Raw genomic sequence first — 23,192 nt, 5'->3', positions numbered from 1 at the left:
GCGGCTTTGACGCCCGCGCGGCGCTGTTCTTATGCAAGGGCGCGTTCAGGGCCGCGCCCGGTCCCAAACCAACTCACCAGTTCCAGAGCGTGCCGTCCGTCAAACGGGCCACCGGCAGGTAGGCGGGCTGGTAGGGGTACTTGGCGGCCTCCGCCTCATCGATGTCGACGCCGTGGCCCGGTGCCTCGCCCGGGTGCATGTAGCCTTGGTCGAAGCTGTAGGCGTGGGGGAAGACGCTCTCGGTCACGTCCTCATGCACCATGCGTTCCTGGATGCCGAAGTTGGGCACCCACAGGTCAAAGTGCAGGGCGGCGCCCATGCACACCGGCGACAGGTCCGTGGCGCCATGGCTGCCGGTACGGATCTGGTACAGCTCCGCCAGGTTGGCGATGCGGCGCAGGTGGGTGATGCCGCCCGCGTGGACCACCGTGGTGCGGATGTAGTCGATCAACTGGTTCTGGATCAGGTCCTTACAGTCCCAGATGGTATTGAACACCTCACCCACCGCCAGGGGCGTCGTGGTGTGCTGGCGGATCAGGCGGAAGGATTCCTGGTTTTCCGCCGGGGTGGGGTCTTCCATCCAGAACAGGCGGTAGGGTTCCAGCGCCTTGCCCAGGCGCGCCGCCTCAATGGGGGTCAGGCGGTGGTGCACGTCGTGCAGCAGATGCAGGTCCCAGCCGAAACGGTCGCGGGCGGCGGCGAACAGGCTGGGGGCGAAATCCAGGTAGGCCTCCGTGGACCAGGCCAATTCCGCCGGCAGGCCGCGCGTCGCCGGCTCGTAATTGATGCCTTTGGCCACGCCGTACACACCCTTCAGGCCGGGCACGCCCGCCTGGACGCGGATGGCCTTGTAGCCTTGGTCGACATAGTGCTGCACTTGGTCCATGGCGTCGTCGACGGTTTGGCCGTTGGCATGGGCGTAGACCATGACGCCGTTGCGGCTCTTGCCACCCAGCAATTGGTACAGCGGCAGGCCGGCCACCTTGGCCTTGATGTCCCATAGGGCGGTGTCCACCGCGGCGATGGCCGACATGGTGACGGGACCGCGGCGCCAATAGGCGCCCTTGTACAGATACTGCCAGATGTCCTCGATATCGTGGGGATCACGGCCGATCAGGCAGGGGATGACATGGTCGGTCAGGTAGGACGCGACCGCCAGCTCACGCCCGTTCAGGGTGGCGTCGCCGATGCCATAGACGCCTTCATCCGTGCGGATCTTCAGGGTGACGAAGTTCCGCGCCGGGCAGGTGACGATGACGTAGGCGTCCGTGATCTTCATACTTTCAGCTCCGAAGGCGGGTCCAGGTGGGCTCGGGGCCGGCCATGAGGCGGGCGGCGGGTCCGGCGATGGTTTTCGATAAGGCCCCCGAGGCGGTCTTGGGGACTGTGTTCTCTCCCTGCGCGAGCGGCTCATGCCGTTCGTCGGTTACCATTCATGTATACTACCATACCAGTATGGTCAACAGGGCAGTGCGCTGTCATTGGGAGGGGCAGGCGCTGCCGCGTGAAACGCGCCCTCCCATTCCCCGACCAACATCGCGGCCTTGTTTGTCATCTAGTATGGTAGTATGTATGAATTGTGAGAGCAACGGCGTTCGAAAAATGCGTTTCCTTGGGGCGAAGCCCTCTGGAAGACGCCGGCCGAATGTCGCAGGGTGGAAACGGGGATGGGCGGTGTGCCGCGAGGGTGCTCCATGCCGGGACCATTTCGGCCCGGGCCCGTGCAACTCTAATGGGGTGCGTCTGGTGTTGGCGGAAAATGACCGTGTCGTCCTGAACCGTATCCAGGCGGACAGTGCGGAGCCTGTGGCCCGCCGCGTGTTCCGGGAACTGCGGGGCGCCATCGTCGCCATGAAGTTCCGCCCCGGCCAAGCCATCTCCGAACAGGATATCGCCGACCAGCTGGGCGTCAGCCGCCAGCCGGTGCGTGAGGCCTTCATCAAGCTGAGCGAGGCGGGGCTGCTGTCCATCCGGCCGCAGCGCGGCTCCTTCATCGTCAAGATTTCCGTGCGCCAGGTGTTCGACGCCCGCTTCGTGCGCGAGGCGGTGGAACTGGCGGTGGTGCGCCGCGCGGTGGCGGAGATGAAGGGCCGCGACATCGACCTGCTGCGCGACAACCTGCGCGCCCAGGCCAACGCCGCCGAGGACCGCGACCATGCAGGCTTCCTGGACCTGGACGAGCGCTTCCACCGTGACATCGCGCTGCATGTCGGCTGCGAATACGCCTGGCGGGTGGTGGAGGAAACCAAGGCCCAGATGGACCGCGTGCGCTATCTCAGCATGCCGGAGGCGACGCCGTTTTCCCTGCTGATCACGCAGCACCAGGCCATCGTCGATGCCATCGCCGACCGCGACGCGGACAGGGCGGAGGCGGCGATGCGCCAGCACCTGCAGGAAATCCTGACCTCTCTTCCCCAGTTGGCCACCCGGTTCCCGGACCTGTTCGCCGACGACGCGCCCTTATAACGATTTGGCTGTTTGGTAGGGCCGGCCCCGGCCGGCTTATGGTTTTGTGGCCATGGTAACGGTACCATGGTGGCCCTGACAGGGCGGGGTGTCCGGGGGCCGGATGCCTTGAAAAAAGAACGATAGGGAGAAGCCAGCGTGCGTATACGCCATGACTTCATCCATCATCGGATCGGCCATCGGATCGGCCGCCGCCTGATCCTGGCCGGCGTCGCCGCCGTGGCCATCAGTGCCGCGGCCCATGCGGCCGACAAGCCTGCAATCTATAAGGACGCGGGCGCGCCGGTGGCCGCCCGGGTTGACGACCTGCTGGCGCGCATGACGCTGGATGAGAAGGTGGCCCAGTTGATTGCCGTGTGGGACCACAAGCCCGCCATCTTCGACGCCGGCATGAACTTCGACCCGGCCAAGGCCAGCGGCGTATACCCCAACGGCCTGGGCCAGTTCACGCGTCCCAATGACGAAAAGGGCTCCGGCTCCCTGCGGGTGCAGCACTGGCGTGACACAAGGGGTACGGTCGCCATGGTGAACGCCGTCCAGCATTGGGCGCTGGAGAAGACGCGGTTGGGCATCCCCGTGCTGTTCCATGAGGAAGGCCTGCACGGTTACCCCGCCATCGGCCCCACCAGTTTTCCCCAGGCCATCGCCCAGGCCAGCAGCTGGGACCCGGACCTGATCCGTGAGGTCGACAGCGTCGTCGCACGTGAGATCCGCGTGCGCGGCGTCAGCCTCGTGCTGTCGCCCGTGGTGGATGTGGCGCGCGACCCGCGCTGGGGGCGCATCGAGGAAACCTTCGGCGAGGATCCCTACCTGGCGGGGGAGATGGGCGTGGCCGCCGTCCAGGGACTGCAGGGCGACAGCCTGCCCCTGGCCGACGGCAAGGTCTTCGCCACGCTGAAGCATCTGACCGGCCACGGCCAGCCCGAAAGCGGCACCAACGTCGGCCCCGCCTCCGTCGGGGAGCGTACCTTGCGGGAGATGTTCTTCCCGCCGTTCGAGCAGGTCATCCACCGCACCAACGTGCGCGCCGTCATGGCCTCATACAATGAGATCGACGGCGTGCCCAGCCATGTGAACACGTGGCTGCTCCACGACATCCTGCGCGGGGAATGGGGCTATAAGGGTTCCATCATCAGCGACTATTCCGCCATCGACCAGCTGGTCAGCATCCATCATGTGGTGCCGGATTTGCCGTCGGCCGCCATCTGCGCCATCCAGGCCGGGGTGGACGCCGATCTGCCGGACGGCGAGTCCTATGCCAGCCTGGCCCAAGCCGTGCGCGCCGGAAGGATCAAGGAAGAGGTGATCGACCGCGCTGTCCGCCGCATCCTGGAACTGAAGTTCCAGGCCGGCCTGTTCGAGCACCCCTATGCCGACGCGGACAAGGCCGAGGCCCTGACGGCGAACGGCGAGGCGCGGGCCGTGGCCCTGAAGGCGGCGCAGAAGTCGGTGGTGCTGCTGAAGAACGACGGCGTGCTGCCGCTGGACATGGCCAAGGTGAAGACCCTGGCCGTCATCGGCCCCAACGCCGCCAAGGCCCACCTGGGTGGCTACTCTGGAGAGCCCAAGCAGACCATCAGCATCCTGGATGGCATCAAGGCCAAGGTGGGCTCACGCGTGAAGGTGACCTATGCCGAGGGCGTGCGCATCACCAAGGATGACGACTGGTACGGCGACACCGTCGAACTGGCCGATCCAGCGGAAAACGCCCGGCTGATCCAGCAGGCCGTCGCCGTGGCCAAGGTCGCCGATCACATCGTGTTGGTCATCGGCGACAATGAACAGACCAGCCGGGAGGGCTGGGCCAACAACCATTTGGGCGACCGCGACAGCCTGGATCTGGTGGGCCAGCAGAACGACCTGGCCAAGGCCCTGTTCGCCTTGGGCAAGCCCGTGGTCGTGGTGCTGCAGAATGGCCGACCGCTGTCGGTGGTGGACGTGGCCGCCAAGTCCAACGCCCTGGTGGAGGGCTGGTACCTGGGGCAGGAGGGGGGCACCGCCATGGCCGACGTGCTGTTCGGCGATGTGAACCCGGGCGGCAAGCTGCCGGTGACCGTCCCGCGCTCTGTCGGGCAATTGCCCATGTTCTACAACAAGAAGCCCAGCGCGCGGCGCGGCTATCTGTTCGACACCACCGACCCACTGTTTCCCTTCGGCTACGGCCTCAGCTACACGACCTTCGACGTGGGCGCCCCCCGGCTGTCCACGCCCACCATCGCCAAGGATGGCGCCATGACCGTGTCGGTGGACGTGAGGAACACCGGCAAGCGGGCGGGGGATGAGGTGGTGCAGCTGTACCTGCACCAGCAGGTCGCCTCCGTCACCCGGCCGGTGAAGGAACTGAAGGGCTTCCAGCGCATCACGCTGGCACCGGGCGAGAGCCGCACGGTGACCTTCACCGTCGACGGCAAGGCATTGGCCCTATGGAACCAGGACATGAAGCGGGTGGTGGAGCCCGGCGCCTTCGACATCATGGTCGGCGATAATTCCGTCGACCTCAAGACCGCCGTCCTGACGGTCACGGAGTGAGGACCATGAAGCGTTTCATCCGTTCCCTTCTGCTGGCCACCGCCACGGTCGCGCTGGCCCCCCAGGCCTGGGCCCTGGGTCAGCCCAGGTATGTCGAGGCGCAGGCCACGCCCGGCGGATTTGCCATCGTGCAGGGCGGGGTCGCCGCCCGCCTGCATGTCGACGCCCAGGACTATGCCGGCGTGCAGCGCGCCGCCCGGGATCTGGCGGCCGACATCGGCAAGGTCACCGGCGTCACGCCCGCGCTCGGCCAGGACACGGATCTGGGCGCGCTGCCCATTCTGGTAGGCACCCTGGGTCACAGCCCGACCATCGACAAGCTGGCGGCGGAGGGCAAAATCGACGCCAGCGTCCTCAAAGGCAAGTGGGAGGCATTCCGCATCCAGGTGGTGGCCAACCCGGCGCCTGGCATCCCCAGCGCTCTGGTCATCGCCGGCAGCGACAAGCGCGGCACCATCTACGGCCTGTACGACGTCTCGGAACAGATTGGCGTGTCGCCCTGGGCATGGTGGGCGGATGTGCCGGTGCGGCACCGCGACAGCCTTTATGTGAAGGCTGGCACCTATGGCGAGGATCCGGCACCGGTCAAGTATCGCGGCATCTTCCTGAATGACGAGGCGCCGGCCCTGACCGGCTGGGCCAGGGAGAAGTTCGGCGGCCTGAACCACCAGTTCTACGAACGTGTCTTCGAGCTGATCCTGCGGCTGAAGGGCAACTACCTGTGGCCCGCCATGTGGGGCAACGCCTTCAACGAGGATGATCCGCTGAACCCCAAGATCGCCGACGAGTATGGCGTGGTCATGGGCAATTCCCATCACGAACCCATGCTGCGGTCGCAGCAGGAATGGAAGCGGCACGGTAGCGGCCCCTGGGACTATGCCCAGAACGGCGAGGTGCTGCGCCAGTTCTGGTCGGACGGCGTGCGCCGCAACAAGGATTACGAGAGCATCGTCACCATCGGCATGCGCGGCGATGGTGACATGCCCATGACCGGCGACGCGGCGGCGGCCAACACGGCGCTGCTGGAAAAGATCGTGGCCGATCAGCGCCAAATCCTGGCCAAGGAGGTCAACCCCGACGTCACCCAGATCCCGCAGATCTGGGCGCTCTATAAGGAAGTGCAGGAGTATTACGAAAAAGGCATGCGTGTGCCCGACGACGTGACCCTGCTGTGGTGCGACGACAACTGGGGCGACGTCCGCCGCCTGCCCACGGCGGAGGAGCGCAAGCGCTCCGGCGGGGCCGGCATGTACTACCACTTCGATTATGTCGGTGATCCCCGGAACTACAAGTGGATCAACACCAACTCTATTCCCAAGGTCTGGGAACAGATGAACCTGACCTTGGAATATGGCGCGGACCGGGTGTGGATCGTGAATGTGGGCGACCTGAAGCCCATGGAATTGCCCATCGAGTTCTTCCTGGATTACGCCAGGGACCCGAAGCGCTGGCCCAAGGAGAAACTGCCGGAGTTCATGGCCGCCTGGGCCGAGCGCGAATTCGGGCCGGAGCACGCCGCCGAGATCGCGACACTGGTGACCCGCTACGGCATGCTGATCAGCCGCCGCAAGCCGGAGCTGCTGGACGCCAACACCTTCAGCCTGACCGATTACCGCGAGGCGGAGCGGGTGGTGGCCGACTACCGGGACCTGGTGGCGAAGGCGGAAGCCGTCTATCAGGCCCTGCCGGCCGACGCCCGCGATGCCTTCTTCCAGCTGGTGCTGCACCCGGCCAAGGCGGCGGCCCAGGTGACGGAGCTGTACGTCGCCGTCGGCCGCAACCGCCTGTATGCCGACCAGGGCCGCGCGTCCGCCAATACGGAGGCCGCCAAGGCGCGTGCCCTGTTCCAGGCCGATGCCGACCTGACGAAGCAATACCACGCGCTGAACGGCGGGAAGTGGGACCACATGATGGACCAGACCCACATCGGCTACGCCTCTTGGCGGGAACCGCTTGTCGACATCATGCCGGAGACGCGGGAGCTGGCCCTGCCTGCGGAGGCCAGGATGGGCGTGGCAGTGGAGGGCAAGACCCAGGCCTGGCCTGCCCTGGACGGCAAGCCCGTCAAGGACGCCGCCGTGCTGCCGGACCTGGATGTGGCCAATAAACCAAGCCGTTACATCGATGTCTTCAACCGGGGATCGAAGCCCTTCGCCTACACCGCCAAGGCCAGCGCGCCCTGGATCATCCTCAGCCAGGCCAAGGGCACGGTGACGCAGGAGACCCGCCTGCAGGTGGCGGTGGACTGGGCCAAGGCGCCGGCCGGGATCAGCCCCGGCAGCGTCACCATCACGGGGGCCGGGGGCAGCGTCACCGTGCATCTGCGGGCCGTGAACACTCCCGTTCCAGCGGATGGCCAGCCGGCCTTCATCGCCGCCGACGGTTATGTGTCGATGGAGGCGGAGCACTATACCGCCAAGGCCGACGCCGGCGGGGCTGCTTGGCAGAAGATTCCGGACTATGGCCGCACCCTGTCGGGCTTGGCGCCCTTCCCGGTGACCTCGGCCAGCTTCGCGGCCGGGCAGGGGCCGCGTCTGGACTACCGCGTGTACCTGCCGGCGGCGGGCCCGCTGACAGTGCAGGCCATCGTCGGCCCCACCCTGAACTTCGTGCCCGGGCGCGGCCTGCGCTATGCCGTCGCCATCGATGACGAGGCGCCGCAGGTGGTGGACATCCTGGCATTGAACGGGGTCGCCGACTGGTCCAAGTCGGTTGAGGATAACGCGCGCAAGCCCACCAGCCACCACACCGTGGCCAGCGCCGGCTATCACACGCTTCACATCTGGATGGTGGATCCGGCGGTGGTGCTGACCAAGCTGGTGGTGGATCTGGGCGGGGTGAAGCCCAGCTACCTGGGCCCGCCGGAAAGTGCCCGCTTGGCTGCGCGATAAGAAAAGGGTGGGGAAGGAAACGTCATGCGCCTGAAACGACTGTTGGCCTTGGCCGCCGGCCTGATGCTGACCGCGGCCCCTGTGCTGGCGCAGCAGGCGCCCCCGCAGGCCGCCCAGATGCAAGTGGCCCTGACCATGGACGACCTGCCGGTGCACGGCCCCCTGCCACCCGGCCTGACCCGGGCTGAGGTGGCGCACCGCGTGCTGGGGGCCTTCAAGGGCGCCGGCGTGGCGGAGGTCTACGGCTTCGTCAACGCCAAGGGCCTGGCGGACGAGGGCGACGATGCCGCCCAGGTGCTGGCCCTGTGGCGCCAGGCCGGCTATCCGCTGGGCAACCACGTCTATGCCCATGACGACCTGCATGGTCACGACGTGGCCGCCTTCACCGCCGCCGTCACAGCGGATGAGGCGGCGCTCACGCAATACATGGGGCCAGGAACTGGAAAGAACACCGACTGGCACTGGCTGCGCTTCCCCTATCTGCACATCGGCGAGACACCGGAAAAGCGGCGGGAGGTGGCGGCCTTCCTGAAGGACCACGGCTATCGCGTGGCCGAGGTGACGCTCAGCTTCAACGACTACATCTACAACGCGCCCTATGCCCGCTGCATGGCCAAGGGCGACCAGGCGGCGGTGGCGCGGCTGCGCAAGAGCTACCTGGACCGGGCGGCGGAATCGCTGACCATCGGGTGGCAGCAGGCCCAGGCCTTGTACGGCCGCGACGTGCCCCACGTCATGCTGCTGCATATCGGCGGGTTCGAGACGGTGATGCTGCCGGAACTGCTGTCGCTGATGAAGGTCAAAGGCGTGGCCTTCGTGCCGCTGGCCAAGGCGGAGGCGGACCCCATCTACGCCACGAACCCCGACACGCCATCCAATGGCACGGGCAGCCTGCTGGACCGGGAAATGACGGCCCGCAACCTGCCGCAGCCGGCGCACAGCGCCGACCCATCCACCTGGCTGGACGGTCTGTGCCGCTGACCCCCCCTAGATTCAGGAAACGCCTCATGCGCCTCCGTTCCCTACTCCTGGCTGGTGCCCTGCTGGCCTCCACCACGGTTCATGCCGCCCCCCAGAATGTTGACCAGCTCACCACCCGGTGGGTGGGCAGCTGGATGGCATCCGCCCAGGCGGGCGGCGCCGATTCCACGCCGCCCGCGCCGGGCTTCACCGACGCCACCCTGCGCCAGGTGGTGCATCTGACCTTAGGCGGTGCCCGCGTGCGCTTCCGCCTGTCCAACGCCTTCGGCACGACGCCGCTGACCATTCCCGGCGCCCATGTCGCCCTGTCGGCGAAGGAGGGAAAAACGCCCAGCGCCGCCATTCGCGCCGGCAGCGACCACGCCCTGACCTTCAACGGCCAGGCGTCCGTCACCATTCCGGCCGGCGGCATGGTCTGGTCCGACCCGGTGGACATGGCCGTGCCCGACATGGTGGACCTGGCCGTCAGCCTGCGCCTGAAGGATGTGCCGGCCACGGTCACCGGGCATCCAGGGGCCCGCGCCACCAGCTACATCGCCACCGGTGACGCGCTGGACGCTGCCGATCTGCCCAACGCCGCGACAGTCACGCACTGGTACATCCTCACCGGCGTGGATGTGGAGGCGCCGGCCACGGCCAATGCCGTGGTCGTGCTGGGCGACAGCATCACCGACGGACGTGACAGCACCACCGACGGCAACGGCCGCTGGACGGACGCCCTGGCCCGACGCCTGCTGCAGGGCAAAAGCCCGGTGGGCGTGCTGAATGCCGGCATCGGCGGCAACCGCCTGCTGCTGGACGGCATCGGCCCGCGCGCGCTGGATCGGCTGGACCGTGACGTGCTGGACCAGACGGCGGTGCGCTGGGTCATTGTGCTGGAGGGCATCAACGACCTGGCGACGGCCCTGAAGGCGGCGGAACGCAAGGAGGTGGGGGCGACGCCGGAGGCCATCATCGACGCCTACCGCCAGATCATCGCCCGCGCCCATGCGCGCGGCCTGCTGGTCTATGGCGCCACTATCCTGCCCTGCCAGGGCATCGGCTATTGCGACCCGGCCATGGAGCCCAACCGCCAGAAGGTGAACGCCTGGATGCGCGGCAGCGGCGCCTTCGATGCCGTCATCGACCTAGACCGCACGTTGCAGGATCCCAAGAATCCCGGCCATCTGTTGCCGGAGGCCGATGGCGGCGACCATCTGCATCCGGGCGACACCGGCTATCGCCTGATGGCGGAGGGCACGGATCTGGCGCTGTTCGCGAGGTGACCCCTTACAACCCCGGCGGAATCTTGGCCAGGATGCCGGAGCGGAAGGGGCCGGGGCGGTCGCCGCGCATGAGCACGCCGGTGTCGCTGGCGGCATACTGTGCCGCCAGGTCCAGGGCGGCGGCGGCGGTCTCGGGCGTCGGCGCCTTGTCGCAGAACAGGTAGCTGGGCTTGCCCCGGCCGGACAGGGCCACGGTGCAGGCGCGGTCGCAGCCGCTCATGCATTCCACCCCGTTCAGGGCCACCTGGTCGCGGCCCGGCCAGTCGGCGTGCAGGGCGGCCACGGCCTCGTACAGCAGGCGGCCGTCGCGCACGGCTTCCGGCGGGGCGCCCTTGGGCCGGCAGGTGACGCAGATGTGCAGGGTGTGGGCAGGGATGGGGACGGTCGGGGACGCTTCGCTCACCGGGGACTTCCTCAAGGCTTGAACGCGGGCGACTATGGGCCCGGCCAGGCGGCGGGCGTCAAGGGGATACGCCGTACATTCATCACAGGCGCGGCGGCCGCCGGTGGTTATAAGACGGCTTCCACGCCCCCGAGGATTCGGCCTGATGCCCAGCACGCCTGTCGAGATTTCCGCGTCCCGTGCCCGCCACCTGTGGCTGGCGGCCCAGCGTCTGTTGGAACCGGCCCCCTTCGGCGCAGGACCGGAGGCGGTGGCGCGGGCGACACAGCATCTGGGGTATGTCCAGATCGACACCATCAACGTCATCGAGCGCAGCCACCACCACATCCTGCAGACGCGCATCCCCGACTATGTCCGGGCGGACCTGGCGACGGCGCAGTCGGTGGACAAGTCGGTCTTCGAATACTGGGCGCACGCCCTGGCCTATATCCCCACGGCGGACTATCGCTATTTCGCGCCGGACATGCGCCAGATGCGCGACAACCCGCCGCCCAACTACGCCGCCATAAACCGGCGCGATTACAACGCCCTGCTGCGCCGCATCGGGGAGGAAGGGGCACTCAGCATCCGCGACATCGACGATGAGGTGCTGGTGGAGAAAGAGCACCTGTGGGCCAGCCGCAAGCCGTCCAAGCGCCTGCTGAACTTCGGCTTCTACAACGGGGATCTCACCATCTCCCGCCGCGACGGCATGCTGAAGGCCTATGAGCTGACCGACCGCCACTTCGGCTGGGAGCGGCGGCCTCGCCCGGCGACACCAGGGCAGGTGGCCGACTATCTGTTGAACCGCGCGCTGCGCAGCCAAGGCGTCGTCAGCCTGGAGTCCATCTGCTACGGCAACCTGGGCCTGAAGGCCCAGGTCTTGCCCCTGATCGAGAAGGCGGTACGCGCCCGCCGCCTGATTCAGGTGACCATCACCGGCGCGGAGAAGGTGCCCCACTGGGCCGAGGCCGCGGTGCTGGAAAGCGCGCTGCCGCCCGTCCCGGCCGGCTTGGTGCACATCCTGTCGCCCTTCGACCCCCTGGTCATCCAACGCAAGCGGCTGGAGGCCATCTTCGGCTATGTCCATCGGTTCGAGGCCTATGTGCCGGCGGCCAAGCGGGTGCTGGGCTATTTCGCCCTGCCGGTGCTGGTGGGGGATGAGATCGTGGCGGCCCTGGACCTGAAGACCGACCGCCAGGCCGGCCGCCTGCTGGTGCAACGCTGGACCTGGATGGTGCCGGAACGGCCGGATCTCAAGGCCGCCATCGAGGAAGCGCTGGGCCGGTTCCAGCGCTTCCAGCTGGCGCCCTCACTCCTGCCGGCTTGAGGGCAGCGTTTCCAGTAGGGGCCGGGCCAGTTGCAGGACCTGATAGGTCACGGTGGTGGCCGGCGGGTTCGGGGGCGCCTCCGTAGCCAGGCGAACCCGGGTCAGGGTCCAGGTGCGGGTGTCAACGCCCACCGCAGCCGCCACGATGTCGTCCCCCTCCGCCACCTCACGGTTCAGCGCGATTTCATCGGCCCACAGCCCGCCCAGGGCGGTGTCCACTGAGATGGGGGCATTGTCCACCACGGCGTAGCGGGCGTCGCGGGCGCGACCCTTGCGCGCGTCCAGCGCCACGCGCACATCGATATCCGCCCGGCCGAAGGTGTCGGTGACAGCCTTGTAGCGGTTGTGCACCAGGAAATCGCGGAAGGCCGCGTCCTGCCGCCACAGGTACAGGGCGGAATAGGCGTTGGCGATGGCCCCGTATCGGCCCGCCTCCCGCAGCAGGAAGCCCTTGAAGTACAGCTCGGGCATGGCGGCCCAGCGGGCGGCGTTGGTCTCGGCCCGCTTGCGCAGGATATCCAGGTCGTAGTCGGCCGTCAGGCGGTGGCTGTAGTGCGCGATCAGCATCGGCTGTCACTCCCGTGGTGGCGATGACCGGGAGGATAGCGGTGCCTTTATGATCACATAATCACATGAATTTCTATTTCAGTAATTGCTGTTTGAAATGATCAAGCCGTCGGCTCTTGCGCCGTGCGACGCAGGAAATCCACCAGCGCCCGCACCGCCGGTGGGGTGTGGCGCTGCTTGGGATAGTACAAGTACCAACCGGGGAAGGGGGGTGAGTACTCCTGCAACAGCGGCACCAGGGCGCCCCGGTCGATCAGCGGTTTCATCCACCGGTCCGACCAATAGGCGAAGGCGATTCCCACCCCTTGCGCGGCGGCTGCCAAGGCCGTGTCGCGATGGGACACCACCAGCGGTCCCTCCACCGCCACGGCGAACCAGCGGCCGTCGGCCTGGAATTCCCAATTGTACAGCTTGCCGCTGCCGGGCTTGCGCCAATTAATGCAGCGATGGCTGTGCAGGTCGGCGGGTGTGCTGGGCTGGCCGTGGCGGGCGATATAGTCAGGCGAGGCCACGGCCACCTGATGCAGGTCGGGTCCCAGCTTCGCCGCCACCATGTCCTTGGCCAGCAATTCGCCCAGGGTGATGCCCACGTCGAACCCGGCTTCCACGATGTCCACCACCGCGTCGTCGATGGCCAGTTCCAGGACGATGTCGGGATATGTCTCGTGGAAGCGGCCCAGCACCGGTTCCACCAGCGTGGCGGCCGCCAGCCGGGGCAAATGCAGGCGCACCGTGCCGGTGGCCGTGCCGCGCAGATTGCCGACGTCCGCCACCGCCGCCTCCATCTGTTCCAGGGCCGGCTTGAACCCCGCCAGCAGCCGCGCGCCGGCTTCCGTCAGGGCGGTGCTGCGGGTGGTGCGGTTGAACAGGGCGACGCCCAGCCGTTCCTCCAACCCGCGGATGGTCTGGCTGAGGGCCGATGGGGTGACCCGCAATTGGGCCGCGGCGCGGGAGAAGTTCCCATGTTCGGCGATCATGGCGAAGGCCCGCAGGTCGGCGAATTCACTGCCGCGCATTCTATCTCTCCAGCTAACAGGCGCATCGAGTTTATGTAGCATACCGCAGATCCGGCGGCTGTGGCCCACTCCCGCGCATTCTCAAACCAGCGCTGGGGTGACCCCATGGCCCAATCCAAGATTTTCCTGATCACCGGCGTCAGCAGCGGCTTCGGCCGCGCCTTCGCGGAAGCGGCGCTGGCGGCCGGCAATACTGTCGTGGGCACCGTTCGGCGCGCGGCGGACGCCCAGGCCTTCACCGCCCTGCACGATACCCGCGCCCACGCCATCGCTCTGGACATCACCGATACCGACGCCATCGCGCCGGCCGTGGCGGGGGTGGAGCGGGATGTTGGCCCCATCGCCGTTCTGGTCAACAACGCCGGCTATGGCCACGAGGGTATCCTGGAGGAATCTCCGTTGGCGGAAATGCGCCGGCAGTTCGAGGTCAATGTCTTCGGTGCCGTGGCCCTGATCCAGGCGGTGCTGCCGTTCATGCGTCGGCGGCGGGCGGGACACATCGTCAACATCACCTCCATGGGCGGCTTCATCACCATGCCGGGCCTGGCCTATTACTGCGGCAGCAAGTTCGCGCTGGAGGGCGTCAGCGAGGTGCTGGCCAAGGAGGTGCGGGACCTGGGCATCCGGGTGACGGCTGTGGCGCCGGGTTCCTTCCGCACCGATTGGGCCGGCCGCTCCATGGTCCGTTCGGCCCGCGCCATCGCGGACTACGACCGGCTGTTCGACCCCCTGCGCCGGGCGCGGGAGGAGAAGAGCGGTCGTCAGGCCGGCGATCCCGCCAAGGCCGCCCAAGCGCTGCTGACTTTGGTCGAGGCGGATGCGCCGCCGGTGCACCTGGTGCTCGGCACCGACGCGCTGGGCCTGGTGCGCGACAAGCTGGCGGCGCTACAGGCCGAGATCGCGGCGTGGGAGGACCTGACGCGGTCGACGGACTTCGCCGAGCCGTTTCAAGGCTGAAGGATCAGCACCAGATAGGTGCAGGGCCGGTCGCTCCGGTTCTCGAACACGCAGTCGGCCGGTGGGCCCAGTTCCAGGCTGTCGCCCGCCGCCAACTGGTGGACGATGTCGCCTTCGGTGAAGGTCAGCTCGTTGGACAGCACGTGGATGATGTGGCGGGTGAAGGCGTAAGCCGAGGCGGGGAAGGGCACGCGGGCGCCGGCGGGCAGGTCGATGTGCACCAGTTCCAGGGGCATGTCGGACCCCGGCGGCGGCGCCACCAGGCGGCGGACATAGCCGGTGGCGGGATCACGCCAGCTGCGCTGCTCCCCGGCGCGCAGCAGTCGCCGGCGCCCGTCATCCTCCGCCCGGGCCAGCAGGGCCGACAGGGTGAGGCCGAACGCGCCCGACAGCCGGCCGAGGAGGGAGGCCGTGGGGCTGCTCTCCGCCCGCTCGATCTTGTTGATCATGGCGCGCGACACGCCGGCCCGCTCCGACAGGTCGGTCAGGGACCAGTCGCGCGCCTCACGCTCCATCCGGATGCGGGCCCCCAGCCGCGCATCCAATTCATCCCCATTTCCAGTCATCGTCCTCAAAACCCCACTTGCCGATACCGCCACTGTATCACATAGTGGACGCGATGAAACTATAGTGAACGATCTCGCCATGGCCCAGGGCTCATCCGTCACCATCCGTCCCGCCACCCTGGACGATCTGGAAGGCATCCGCGTCATCTACAACCACGCGGTGGTGCACACGACGGCCATCTGGAACGACGTGCAGGTGGATCTTGAGAACCGCCGCCAGTGGTTCGAGGCCCGCATGGCTCGGGGCTTCCCCGTGCTGGTGGCCGTGGCGGGGGATCAGGTGGTGGGCTATGCCGCCTACGGCGATTGGCGCCCTTTCGACGGTTTCCGCCATTCGGTGGAGAATTCCGTCTACGTGGCGCCCGGTGCCCAGGGGCGGGGGATAGGGGAGGCGCTGCTGCGCGCCCTGGTGGATTGCGCCCATGAGCGCGGCGTCCACCGCATGATCGCGGCCATCGCCAGCGAGAACGCCATCTCCATCGCCCTGCATGCCAAGGTCGGCTTCCGTACCGCCGGAGTCTTCTCGGAAGCCGGCACCAAGTTCGGCCGCTGGCTGGATCTGACCTTCATGGAACTGGCGGTGGGTCGGGGCCGGCTGGAATAAGTCGGCCCCGACCCTGCCGTATCAGCTCATCGTCGGGATCACGAAGCTGGCGCCCTCCTTGGTGCCGGAAGGCCAGCGCGAGGTGACCGTCTTGGTCTTGGTGTAGAAGCGGACACTGTCCGGACCGTGCTGGTTCAGGTCGCCGAAGCCCGAGCGCTTCCAGCCGCCGAAGGTGTGATAGGCCAGAGGCACGGGGATGGGCACGTTCACGCCCACCATGCCCACGTTCACCCGGTTGGTGAAGTCGCGGGCGGTGTCGCCGTCGCGGGTGAAGATGGCGACACCGTTGCCGTAGACGTGCTCATTGGGCAGGCGCAAGGCCTGCTCATAGCTGTCGGCCCGCGCCACGGACAGCACCGGGCCGAAAATCTCGTCCTGGTAAATCCTCATGTCCGTCGTGACGTGGTCGAACAGGCTGCCGCCGATGAAATAGCCGTTCTCGTGCCCCTGCATCTTGAAGCCGCGCCCGTCGACCAGCAGCTTGGCCCCTTCCTTGACGCCGGTGTCGATGTAGCCGCGCACCCGTTCCAGCGCCTCGCGCGTCACCAGGGGGCCATAGTCGGCGCCCTCATCGGTGGACAGGCCGACGCGCAGGGATTCCACGCGCGGCACCAGCCGTTCCACCAGGGCGTCGGCCGTGGCCCGGCCCACCGGCACGGCCACGGAGATGGCCATGCAGCGCTCACCCGCCGAGCCGTAGCCGGCGCCGATCAGCGCGTCCACCGCCTGGTCCAGGTCGGCATCGGGCATGATGATCATGTGGTTCTTGGCGCCGCCGAAGCACTGGGCCCGTTTCCCGTGTTCCGCCGCCGTGGCGTAGATGTAGTTGGCGATGGCGCTGCTGCCGACGAAGCCCACGGCCTGTATGCGCGGGTCGGTCAGCAGCGTGTCCACCGCTTCCTTGTCGCCGTTCACCACGTTGAAGACGCCCTCGGGCAGGCCTGCCTCCAGGAACAGTTCCGCCAGCCGCAGGGGCACCGACGGGTCGCGCTCCGACGGCTTCAGCACGAAGGCGTTGCCGCAGGCGATGGCCGGGGCGGCCTTCCACAGCGGGATCATGGCTGGAAAGTTGAATGGGGTGATGCCGGCGACCACGCCCAGGGGCTGGCGCATGGAGTAGACATCGATCCCGGGGCCGGCGCTGTCGGTGTATTCCCCTTTCAGCAGGTGGGGGATGCCGATGGCGAATTCCGCCACCTCCAGCCCGCGCTGGATGTCGCCCTTGGCGTCGGCGATGGTCTTGCCGTGTTCGGAAGACAGCAGCCGCGCCAGGCTGTTCATGTCACGGTTCACCAAATCCACGAATTTCATCAGCACGCGGGCGCGGCGCTGCGGGTTGGTGGCTGCCCAGGCCGGCTGAGCCGCCTCGGCGGCGGCGATGGCGGCCTCCACCTCGCTTTTCGAGGCCAGAGGCACCTTGGCCTGCACCTCGCCAGTGTTGGGGTCGTAGACGTCGCCGAAACGGCCGGACGTGCCCGGCACAGGACGGCCGTTGACGAAATGGGTCAGTTCCCGGGTCATGCGCGTTCCTCCTGCTGTGGTTGTTTTGCGCCAGTTAAGCATTCATATTCCTGCACGTATAGGGGCTGATTTCGCCCTCGGCTGTGCGGAAATTCCCATATGGAAAGCTCATTTGACTGGGACGCCCTACAGTCCTTCCTGGCGGTGGTGCGGGCGGGCAAGCTGACGGCGGCGGCCCGGCGCCTGGGCGTGGATCATTCCACCCTCAGCCGCCGCATCGCCGACCTGGAACGCACCCTGCAGACCCAGCTGTTTACCCGCAGCGTCCAGGGATACGCCCTGACACCCCAGGGGGAGAAGCTGCTGGCTTCCGCCCAGGCCATGGAATCCGTGGCGCTGGGCATTCTGGGGGAGGTGGCGGGTTCCAGCCTCAAGGTGGCGGGCAGCGTGCGCATCGGCGCGCCCGATGGCTTCGGCACCGTCTTCCTGGCGCCGCGCCTTGGTGACCTTGGGGCGGCCCACCCCGACCTGGTGGTGGAACTGGTGACCACTCCCCGGCTGTTCAGCCTGACCAAGCGCGAGGCCGACATCGCCATCGGCCTCGCGCCGCCGCGCGAGGGGCGCCTGCACGCCCGCAAGCTGACCGACTATCAGCTGGGCCTGTACGCGGCTCAGGACTACCTCGATCAGCGGGGACCGCCCCAGCGTCGGGCCGACCTGCGCGATCACCGGCTGATCGGCTATGTGGGGGAACTTATCTACGCGCCGGAACTGGACTACGTCCCCCTGATTGAAAAGGACCTGGTGCCCAGCATCACCAGTTCCAACCTGCTGGCCCAGTACCAGATGACCCTGGCGGGGCAGGGGTTGTGCGTCCTGCCGTGCTTCATGGCGGGGCAGGAGCCGCGCCTGCGCCGGGTCTTGCCCGAGTCGGTGTCCTTGACCCGCTCTTTCTGGCTGATTGTCCATTCCGACCTGCGCGCGCTGGCGCGGGTGCGCATCACGTCCGAGTTCATCGTCGAGGCGGTGAGGGCGGCGCGCGCCACATTTATGCCGGAAGCTTAGGCCGAGGTTTGGACTATTCCTTATGTACAGGCCTGTGGGGATGAGGGGCCCCCACCCGCTTTTTCGGATGGTGCGGGGCAAGCCCATCGCGGCGCGTCCCGCCATTTTAAATCCACCGCGAATAAAAGTATCTCGGCGATATTCACCTTATCCATGCCGGCGAAATACGAATGTATTCATGCGTGCAAATTATTGGCGCTGAAACTCAAGAGATCTTGTTGCTGATCGCGGCGGCAACGGATAGGGCGTCCCATTCGGGGTTAAGCGAACCTAATTATAAATAATTTAGGTTTTCGAGAATGCGAGAATGAATTTCGATTAACATATACAATAGATTCATGGTGACAAAACAAAAATAATATTGCTCACGAACTAATTGAAGACACTAAAGGTACCCCCAAAGGATGGGTGGCCAACAGTTGTGGCGAAAATGCGGAATATCGATTGTGATAATATGTGACGTTGACGTGGCCTCAACTATTCCCCGTCATATTACTGTCGATAGATGTCAAATCATCGCGTGAATGCTAATTCTCCGCCCAGGCGCGCCAGCGCCTCGTGGCGTGTTCGGCTCACGCGTCAATGGGCTAGGTTGGGGGACTGTACGATGATCAAGGCGCGGCGCAGCGGTGCGGACCTGCGGAAGACGTTGCTGGCGGGCTCGTCGCTGGTGATGGTGGGTGTGGCCTTGGCGACACCGCAGGCCGTCCAGGCCGATACGATCGTCTCGACCAGCGGCAGCACCCAGATCAAGGTCTCCATCACTTCAACCCTTGTTTCCATCGCCAGCGGCATCGTGCGCTCAGGCTCCACGGTGCTATCGATCTCGGCTCCCGTCGGCACGCTGATCAACAGCGGCACCATCAATGCCGGTTACTCTGGTATCAACAACCAGAGCGTCATGGGCACGCTGATCAACAACGCCACCATTTTGGCCGGTGTGCTGGCGGTGTCCAATAACAACACCTCCACCATCACCAATTTCATCAATACTGGAACGCTTTCGTCTTCCAACACCACGAATAATACGGCGGCCGCGATCTACAACGGCGGCAAGATCGGCACGCTGACCAACACCGGGCTGATCCGGGGCGCGGAAAACGTCCTGTTCATCCACACGATCGACGGTGGCCCGGGCTCCATCGGCCTGATCGCCAACAGCGGCACCCTCGCCGGCAACATCTGGAACCGGACCTCCAACAACCTGACCATCGCGGGCGGCAGCGGTAGCGTCGTCGGCACCCTGACCGGTTACACCGTCGGTAACCTCGGCACCATCATCAACAACCTCAGCAACTTGGTGCTGTCGACCGGCAACATCCTGCTGAATGATCGTGTCACCATCACCGGCCACACGCTGAGCAACCTGGGCGCCGCCGTGACGCTCAACACCCTGGTGAGCGTCACTGGCAACTACAATCAGTCGGCCGGCACCCTTGTGCTGCAGGGCAATGGCAAGCTGGCGGTGTCCAACTCCGCCACCGTGGCTGGCACCGTTCTCACCAGCCTGTCGGCCAGTAACAACTACCTGGCCACCGGCAGCGTGACCACCCTGGTCGCGGGCGGGACAGGCTCGAACTACAGCTCCGTCGTCGTGAGCACGACCGGGCTGGCGCCCACCTTGGTCTCCGCCAGCGGCGCCGTCAGCGGCAACAACCTGATCCTGTCCATTGGCAACGACTATGTTGGCGGCACCCTGGCCTCCATCGGCAACACCGGTACCTTGGCGCCTTCGGGCTCGATCTCTGCCGTCTATGTTGGCGGCAGCCTGGGTACCCTGACCAATGCCGCGGCGGGAACCGTTTCCGGATTCTACGGCGTCCGGGTGGCGACCGGCGGCACCCTGGGCCAAGTGATCAACAGCGGCCTGATCAGTGGTGTGACTGGCGGCGCCGGCGGCATCTACGCCTCCATTGGCGCCAGCATCGGCACCATCACCAACAGTGCCACGGGCACCATCGCGTCCGCCGCCCTGGCCGCCATCAACGCACCCGGCGGCGTGGTCGGCACCATCAACAACGCCGGCCTGGTGACCCATACCAGCACTGGCGTCGATATCTTCATCGGCGGCACCGTCAGCCAGGTCAACAACAGCGGCACCATCCAGAACCAGTCCACCAGCTATGGTGCCGTCTATGTTGGCGGCACCACCACGCTGGTCGCCGGCACCCTGAGCACCCTCAGCAACAGTGGCCTGATCCAGAACACCGCGGCTTCCGGGGCCACGGTCGCCGCCGTCTTCGTCGACGGCTTCGCTTCGGGCGGCACCACGGTGAAGGGCACCATCGGCACGCTGGCGAACACCGGCACCATCAGCGGCCTCACCGCCATCCGGATCGGCAGCTACGGCACCATCGGCACCGTGGTGAACAGTGGCACCATCCTGGGCAACATCGCCAATAACAGCTCGGCGGACCTCAACCTGCGAGGGGGCGGCGGCGGCGCCTGGGGCACCTTCACCGGCGCCGGCGGCACGCTGGGCACCATCACCAGCACGGGCGGCAACGTGGTGGTCTCGGGCGGCCAGATCTACCTGGCGGACCAGGTCAACGTCGGCGGCGGGCTGCTGTACAACAGCGGCGGCACGCTGGGCGTGGCGCCGGGGGTGACGGTCACGGGCAACTACCTGCAGAACAACGCCAACGGCACCCTGGTCCTGGGCCCGAACGCCCCCCTGGTGGTCACTGGGTCCGCCATCATCACCGACGGCTACATTAAGGTCGGCAGCTTCGACAGCCTGACCAACCATGTGGCGGGAGAGACCACCACCCTGGTGCAGGCGGGGGCGGCCTCCACCTACAGCCTGGTCAGCAGCCAGAGTGTGCCGGTGGTGCAGTCCAACGTGGGCGGCCTGGGGGTCACCGGCACCCAGGTGGGCAACAACCTGCAGGCCGTGGTCGAGAACGACTACTTCGGCACCAGCACGGCGGCGTTCACGCAGGCCGGCACCATCGTGCTGGGGACCAACAGCCAGGCCAGCGCCGCGCTCTACGTGGCGGGCACCGCCACCATCGGCACCCTGACCAACACCGGCGTGCTGAACGGCGAGGCCAACCTCGGCAACGGCATCTTCATGGCGTCGGCCGGCACGCTGGCCGCCTCCATCGGCACGCTGGTCAACAGCGGCACCATCGCCGGCCGCGTGGGTGTCGCCAACTACAACGGCGTCATCGGCACCATCGACAACAGCGGCCAGATCCTGGACAGCCTGCCCAACTCGGGCATCTACAACGGCAATACCATCACCCTGGTGAACAACCGGGCGGCCGGCACCATCGCCGGCGCCTATGGCATCGCCAACAGCAACCTGCTGGGCACCCTCCTGAACGCCGGGCTGGTCACCGGCTCCATCACCAGCGGGTCGACCACCGCGGTGGGCGTGGCCAACTACGGCACGCTCAACACCCTGACCAACAGCGGCCGCATCCTGGCCACGGCCGCCCGCATCGCGGACGGCGTGCTGAACTACGGCACCCTGGACACCCTGACCAACGCCACGGGCGGCACCATCGGCGCCAGCGGCAGCATCGTCAGCGGCACCGGCAACGTCGTCGCCGGTGTCGCCAACGGCGGCACCATCGGCACCCTGTCCAACAGCGGTCTGGTCACCGTCACCGGCCGCGACACCGTCACCGGCTTCAACGTGGTGGCCGGCATCGCCAACCTGTCGGGCGGCACCATCGGCGTCCTGTCCAACGCCAGCACCATCGCCGCCACCGGCAGCATCACCGACGTCACCCTGTCCCGCCTGGCGGGCGTGTTCAATGCGGGGGTCATCGGCACGCTGTCCAACACCGTGGGCGGCGTGATCAACGGCCTGGACAACTACACCGGCGGCGGCATCACCCAGCTGGCCAACGCCGGCCTCATCACGTCCGCCTCCCGTTCCGCCCTGTTCAACGAAGGCACCATCGGCACCCTCTCCAACAGCGGGACGATCCAGGGCCCGACCGCGCTGCGCCTGGGCGGCAGCGGCACCATCGGCACCTTCACCAACAGCGGCACCATCGCGGGCTCCATCCTGAACGGCGCGTCCACGGCCCTGACCATCGGCGGCGGCACGGGCACGGTGGTGGGCGTGCTGACGGGGGTCAGCGGCAGCGTCGGCGGCGCCGACAAGGGCCGGATCACCAGCACCGGCGCCAACCTGGTGTTCGGCAGCGGCAATCTGCTGCTGAACGACGACATCACCGCCACCGGCCGCACGGTGGTCAACAGCGGCGCCTCGCTGCGCCTGTCCAACACCGTCATCGTCACGGGCAATTACGCGCAGGGCGCCACCGGCACCCTGGTGCTGGGCAGCGGCGCGCTGCTGTCGGTGACCGGTGCGGCCTCCATCACCACGGGCACGGTGACCTCCAGCGGCTTCAACGCCACGGGCAACTACCTGGCGGGGGGCAGCAACGTCACCCTGGTGCAGGGCGGCGCGGGCTCGTCCTACAACACCACGGTGGTGGCGGGCGGCGGCATCACCGGCCTGGGCCTGACCGGCAGCGTGTCGGGCAACGACCTGCTGGCGGTGGTCGGCAACGACTATGTCGGCGGCTCGCTGGGTTCCATCGTCAACAGCGGCGCGCTGAGCTACAGCGGCGCCAACACGGGCGCGGTCTACGTGGCCTCGACCGGTAGCCTGGGCACCCTGGTCAACAGCGGCACGATCGCCGGCTCCATCGCGGTTGAGGTGGCGTCGGGCGGCACGCTGGGCCAGGTGGTCAACACCGGCACCATCAGCGGCAACATCATCAACCTGTCGACCAACGGGCTGGTCCTGTCGGGCGGCACGGTGGCCGGCACCTACAGCGGCGGCACCATCACCAGCACCCTGGCCAACGTGACCCTGGCCTCGGGCGCCATCGTCCTGGGTGACGCGGTCAATGTCGGCGGCAACACCCTGGTCAACGGCGGCGCCTCGGTGTCGCTCAACACCGTCATCGCGGTGACGGGCAACTACAGCCAGTCCACGGGGACCCTGGTGCTGGGTGCCAGCGGCGAGCTGGTGGTCAGCGGGGCGGCGGTCATGACCGGCGGCACCGTGGCCACCACCCTGTCGGCGACCGCCAACTACATCGCGGGCCAGGGCGTCACGCTGGTGGCGGGCGGCGCCGGGTCCAG

At 67.1% G+C, this 23,192-nt stretch carries 16 protein-coding genes; 10 read left to right on the top strand and 6 right to left on the bottom strand.

The window, feature by feature from the left end; genetic code table 11:
* Positions 1 to 73: 73 nt before the first annotated feature.
* Positions 74 to 1,279, bottom strand: coding sequence for a D-mannonate dehydratase ManD (gene manD, locus UAA55_RS00080; RefSeq protein ID WP_322950633.1), 1,206 nt, complete (start codon positions 1,277 to 1,279; stop codon positions 74 to 76).
* A gap of 467 nt (positions 1,280 to 1,746) precedes the next feature.
* On the opposite strand from manD, the gene UAA55_RS00075 reads away from it, so the two are divergent.
* The 5 genes from UAA55_RS00075 to UAA55_RS00055 all read left to right on the top strand — a co-directional run bounded on the left by UAA55_RS00075 (position 1,747) and on the right by UAA55_RS00055 (position 10,132).
* The gene (locus UAA55_RS00075; RefSeq protein ID WP_322950632.1) at positions 1,747 to 2,466 is read left to right on the top strand and encodes a GntR family transcriptional regulator; all 720 of its coding nucleotides are present in this window, start codon (positions 1,747 to 1,749) and stop codon (positions 2,464 to 2,466) included.
* A gap of 138 nt (positions 2,467 to 2,604) precedes the next feature.
* On the top strand, positions 2,605 to 4,995 hold the full coding sequence (locus UAA55_RS00070) for a glycoside hydrolase family 3 N-terminal domain-containing protein (RefSeq protein ID WP_322950631.1): 2,391 nt from the start codon (positions 2,605 to 2,607) through the stop codon (positions 4,993 to 4,995).
* A gap of 5 nt (positions 4,996 to 5,000) precedes the next feature.
* Complete coding sequence (locus UAA55_RS00065) at positions 5,001 to 7,886, top strand: glycosyl hydrolase 115 family protein (protein ID WP_322950630.1); 2,886 nt, start codon at positions 5,001 to 5,003, stop codon at positions 7,884 to 7,886.
* Between the two features lie 24 nt (positions 7,887 to 7,910).
* The gene (locus tag UAA55_RS00060) at positions 7,911 to 8,867 is read left to right on the top strand and encodes a polysaccharide deacetylase family protein (RefSeq protein ID WP_322950629.1); all 957 of its coding nucleotides are present in this window, start codon (positions 7,911 to 7,913) and stop codon (positions 8,865 to 8,867) included.
* A gap of 26 nt (positions 8,868 to 8,893) precedes the next feature.
* A complete protein-coding gene (locus UAA55_RS00055; RefSeq protein ID WP_322950628.1) occupies positions 8,894 to 10,132 on the top strand; it encodes an SGNH/GDSL hydrolase family protein in 1,239 nt (412 codons plus the stop codon).
* 4 nt (positions 10,133 to 10,136) lie between these two features.
* On the opposite strand, the gene UAA55_RS00050 is transcribed toward UAA55_RS00055, so the two are convergent.
* Positions 10,137 to 10,535 carry a DUF1636 domain-containing protein gene (locus UAA55_RS00050; protein ID WP_322950627.1) on the bottom strand — a complete coding sequence of 133 codons (399 nt, stop codon included), beginning with the start codon at positions 10,533 to 10,535 and terminating at the stop codon, positions 10,137 to 10,139.
* Between the two features lie 145 nt (positions 10,536 to 10,680).
* Between UAA55_RS00050 and UAA55_RS00045 the strand changes: the two genes are divergently transcribed.
* Positions 10,681 to 11,844, top strand: a complete 1,164-nt coding sequence (locus UAA55_RS00045; protein ID WP_322950626.1) for a winged helix-turn-helix domain-containing protein — start codon at positions 10,681 to 10,683, stop codon at positions 11,842 to 11,844.
* Here UAA55_RS00045 and UAA55_RS00040 read toward each other — a convergent pair.
* Both UAA55_RS00040 and UAA55_RS00035 read right to left on the bottom strand, forming a co-directional pair.
* Positions 11,827 to 12,411, bottom strand: coding sequence for a DUF4865 family protein (locus tag UAA55_RS00040; RefSeq protein WP_322950625.1), 585 nt, complete (start codon positions 12,409 to 12,411; stop codon positions 11,827 to 11,829). The two genes, UAA55_RS00045 and UAA55_RS00040, sit on opposite strands and share 18 nt — an antisense overlap.
* A gap of 101 nt (positions 12,412 to 12,512) precedes the next feature.
* Positions 12,513 to 13,427: a LysR family transcriptional regulator gene (locus tag UAA55_RS00035; protein ID WP_322950624.1), complete on the bottom strand. Its 915-nt coding sequence runs from the start codon at positions 13,425 to 13,427 to the stop codon at positions 12,513 to 12,515.
* A 105-nt stretch (positions 13,428 to 13,532) separates the two neighbouring features.
* Between UAA55_RS00035 and UAA55_RS00030 the strand changes: the two genes are divergently transcribed.
* Positions 13,533 to 14,384, top strand: a complete 852-nt coding sequence (locus UAA55_RS00030) for an oxidoreductase (RefSeq protein ID WP_322950623.1) — start codon at positions 13,533 to 13,535, stop codon at positions 14,382 to 14,384.
* Here UAA55_RS00030 and UAA55_RS00025 read toward each other — a convergent pair.
* Positions 14,375 to 14,950, bottom strand: coding sequence for a helix-turn-helix domain-containing protein (locus UAA55_RS00025; protein WP_322950622.1), 576 nt, complete (start codon positions 14,948 to 14,950; stop codon positions 14,375 to 14,377). The two genes, UAA55_RS00030 and UAA55_RS00025, sit on opposite strands and share 10 nt — an antisense overlap.
* Positions 14,951 to 15,014: 64 nt before the next feature.
* On the opposite strand from UAA55_RS00025, the gene UAA55_RS00020 reads away from it, so the two are divergent.
* Complete coding sequence (locus UAA55_RS00020; protein ID WP_322950621.1) at positions 15,015 to 15,554, top strand: GNAT family N-acetyltransferase; 540 nt, start codon at positions 15,015 to 15,017, stop codon at positions 15,552 to 15,554.
* 21 nt (positions 15,555 to 15,575) lie between these two features.
* Here UAA55_RS00020 and UAA55_RS00015 read toward each other — a convergent pair whose 3' ends face one another.
* Entirely contained in the window at positions 15,576 to 17,075 is a 1,500-nt protein-coding gene (locus UAA55_RS00015) for a CoA-acylating methylmalonate-semialdehyde dehydrogenase (RefSeq protein ID WP_322950620.1), read from the bottom strand.
* Between the two features lie 99 nt (positions 17,076 to 17,174).
* Here UAA55_RS00015 and UAA55_RS00010 point away from each other — a divergent pair, with 99 nt between their 5' ends.
* Together UAA55_RS00010 and UAA55_RS00005 are read left to right on the top strand one after the other, a co-directional pair.
* Positions 17,175 to 18,080 carry a LysR family transcriptional regulator gene (locus UAA55_RS00010; protein ID WP_322950619.1) on the top strand — a complete coding sequence of 302 codons (906 nt, stop codon included), beginning with the start codon at positions 17,175 to 17,177 and terminating at the stop codon, positions 18,078 to 18,080.
* 607 nt (positions 18,081 to 18,687) lie between these two features.
* The coding region (locus tag UAA55_RS00005) for a beta strand repeat-containing protein (RefSeq protein WP_322950618.1) at positions 18,688 to 23,192 on the top strand (4,505 nt) is incomplete at its 3' end.

This window comes from Nitrospirillum guanabarense (genome assembly GCF_034653355.1).
Classification (GTDB): Bacteria; Pseudomonadota; Alphaproteobacteria; order Azospirillales; family Azospirillaceae; genus Nitrospirillum.
This window is presented reverse-complemented; position numbering and strand designations above follow the sequence as displayed.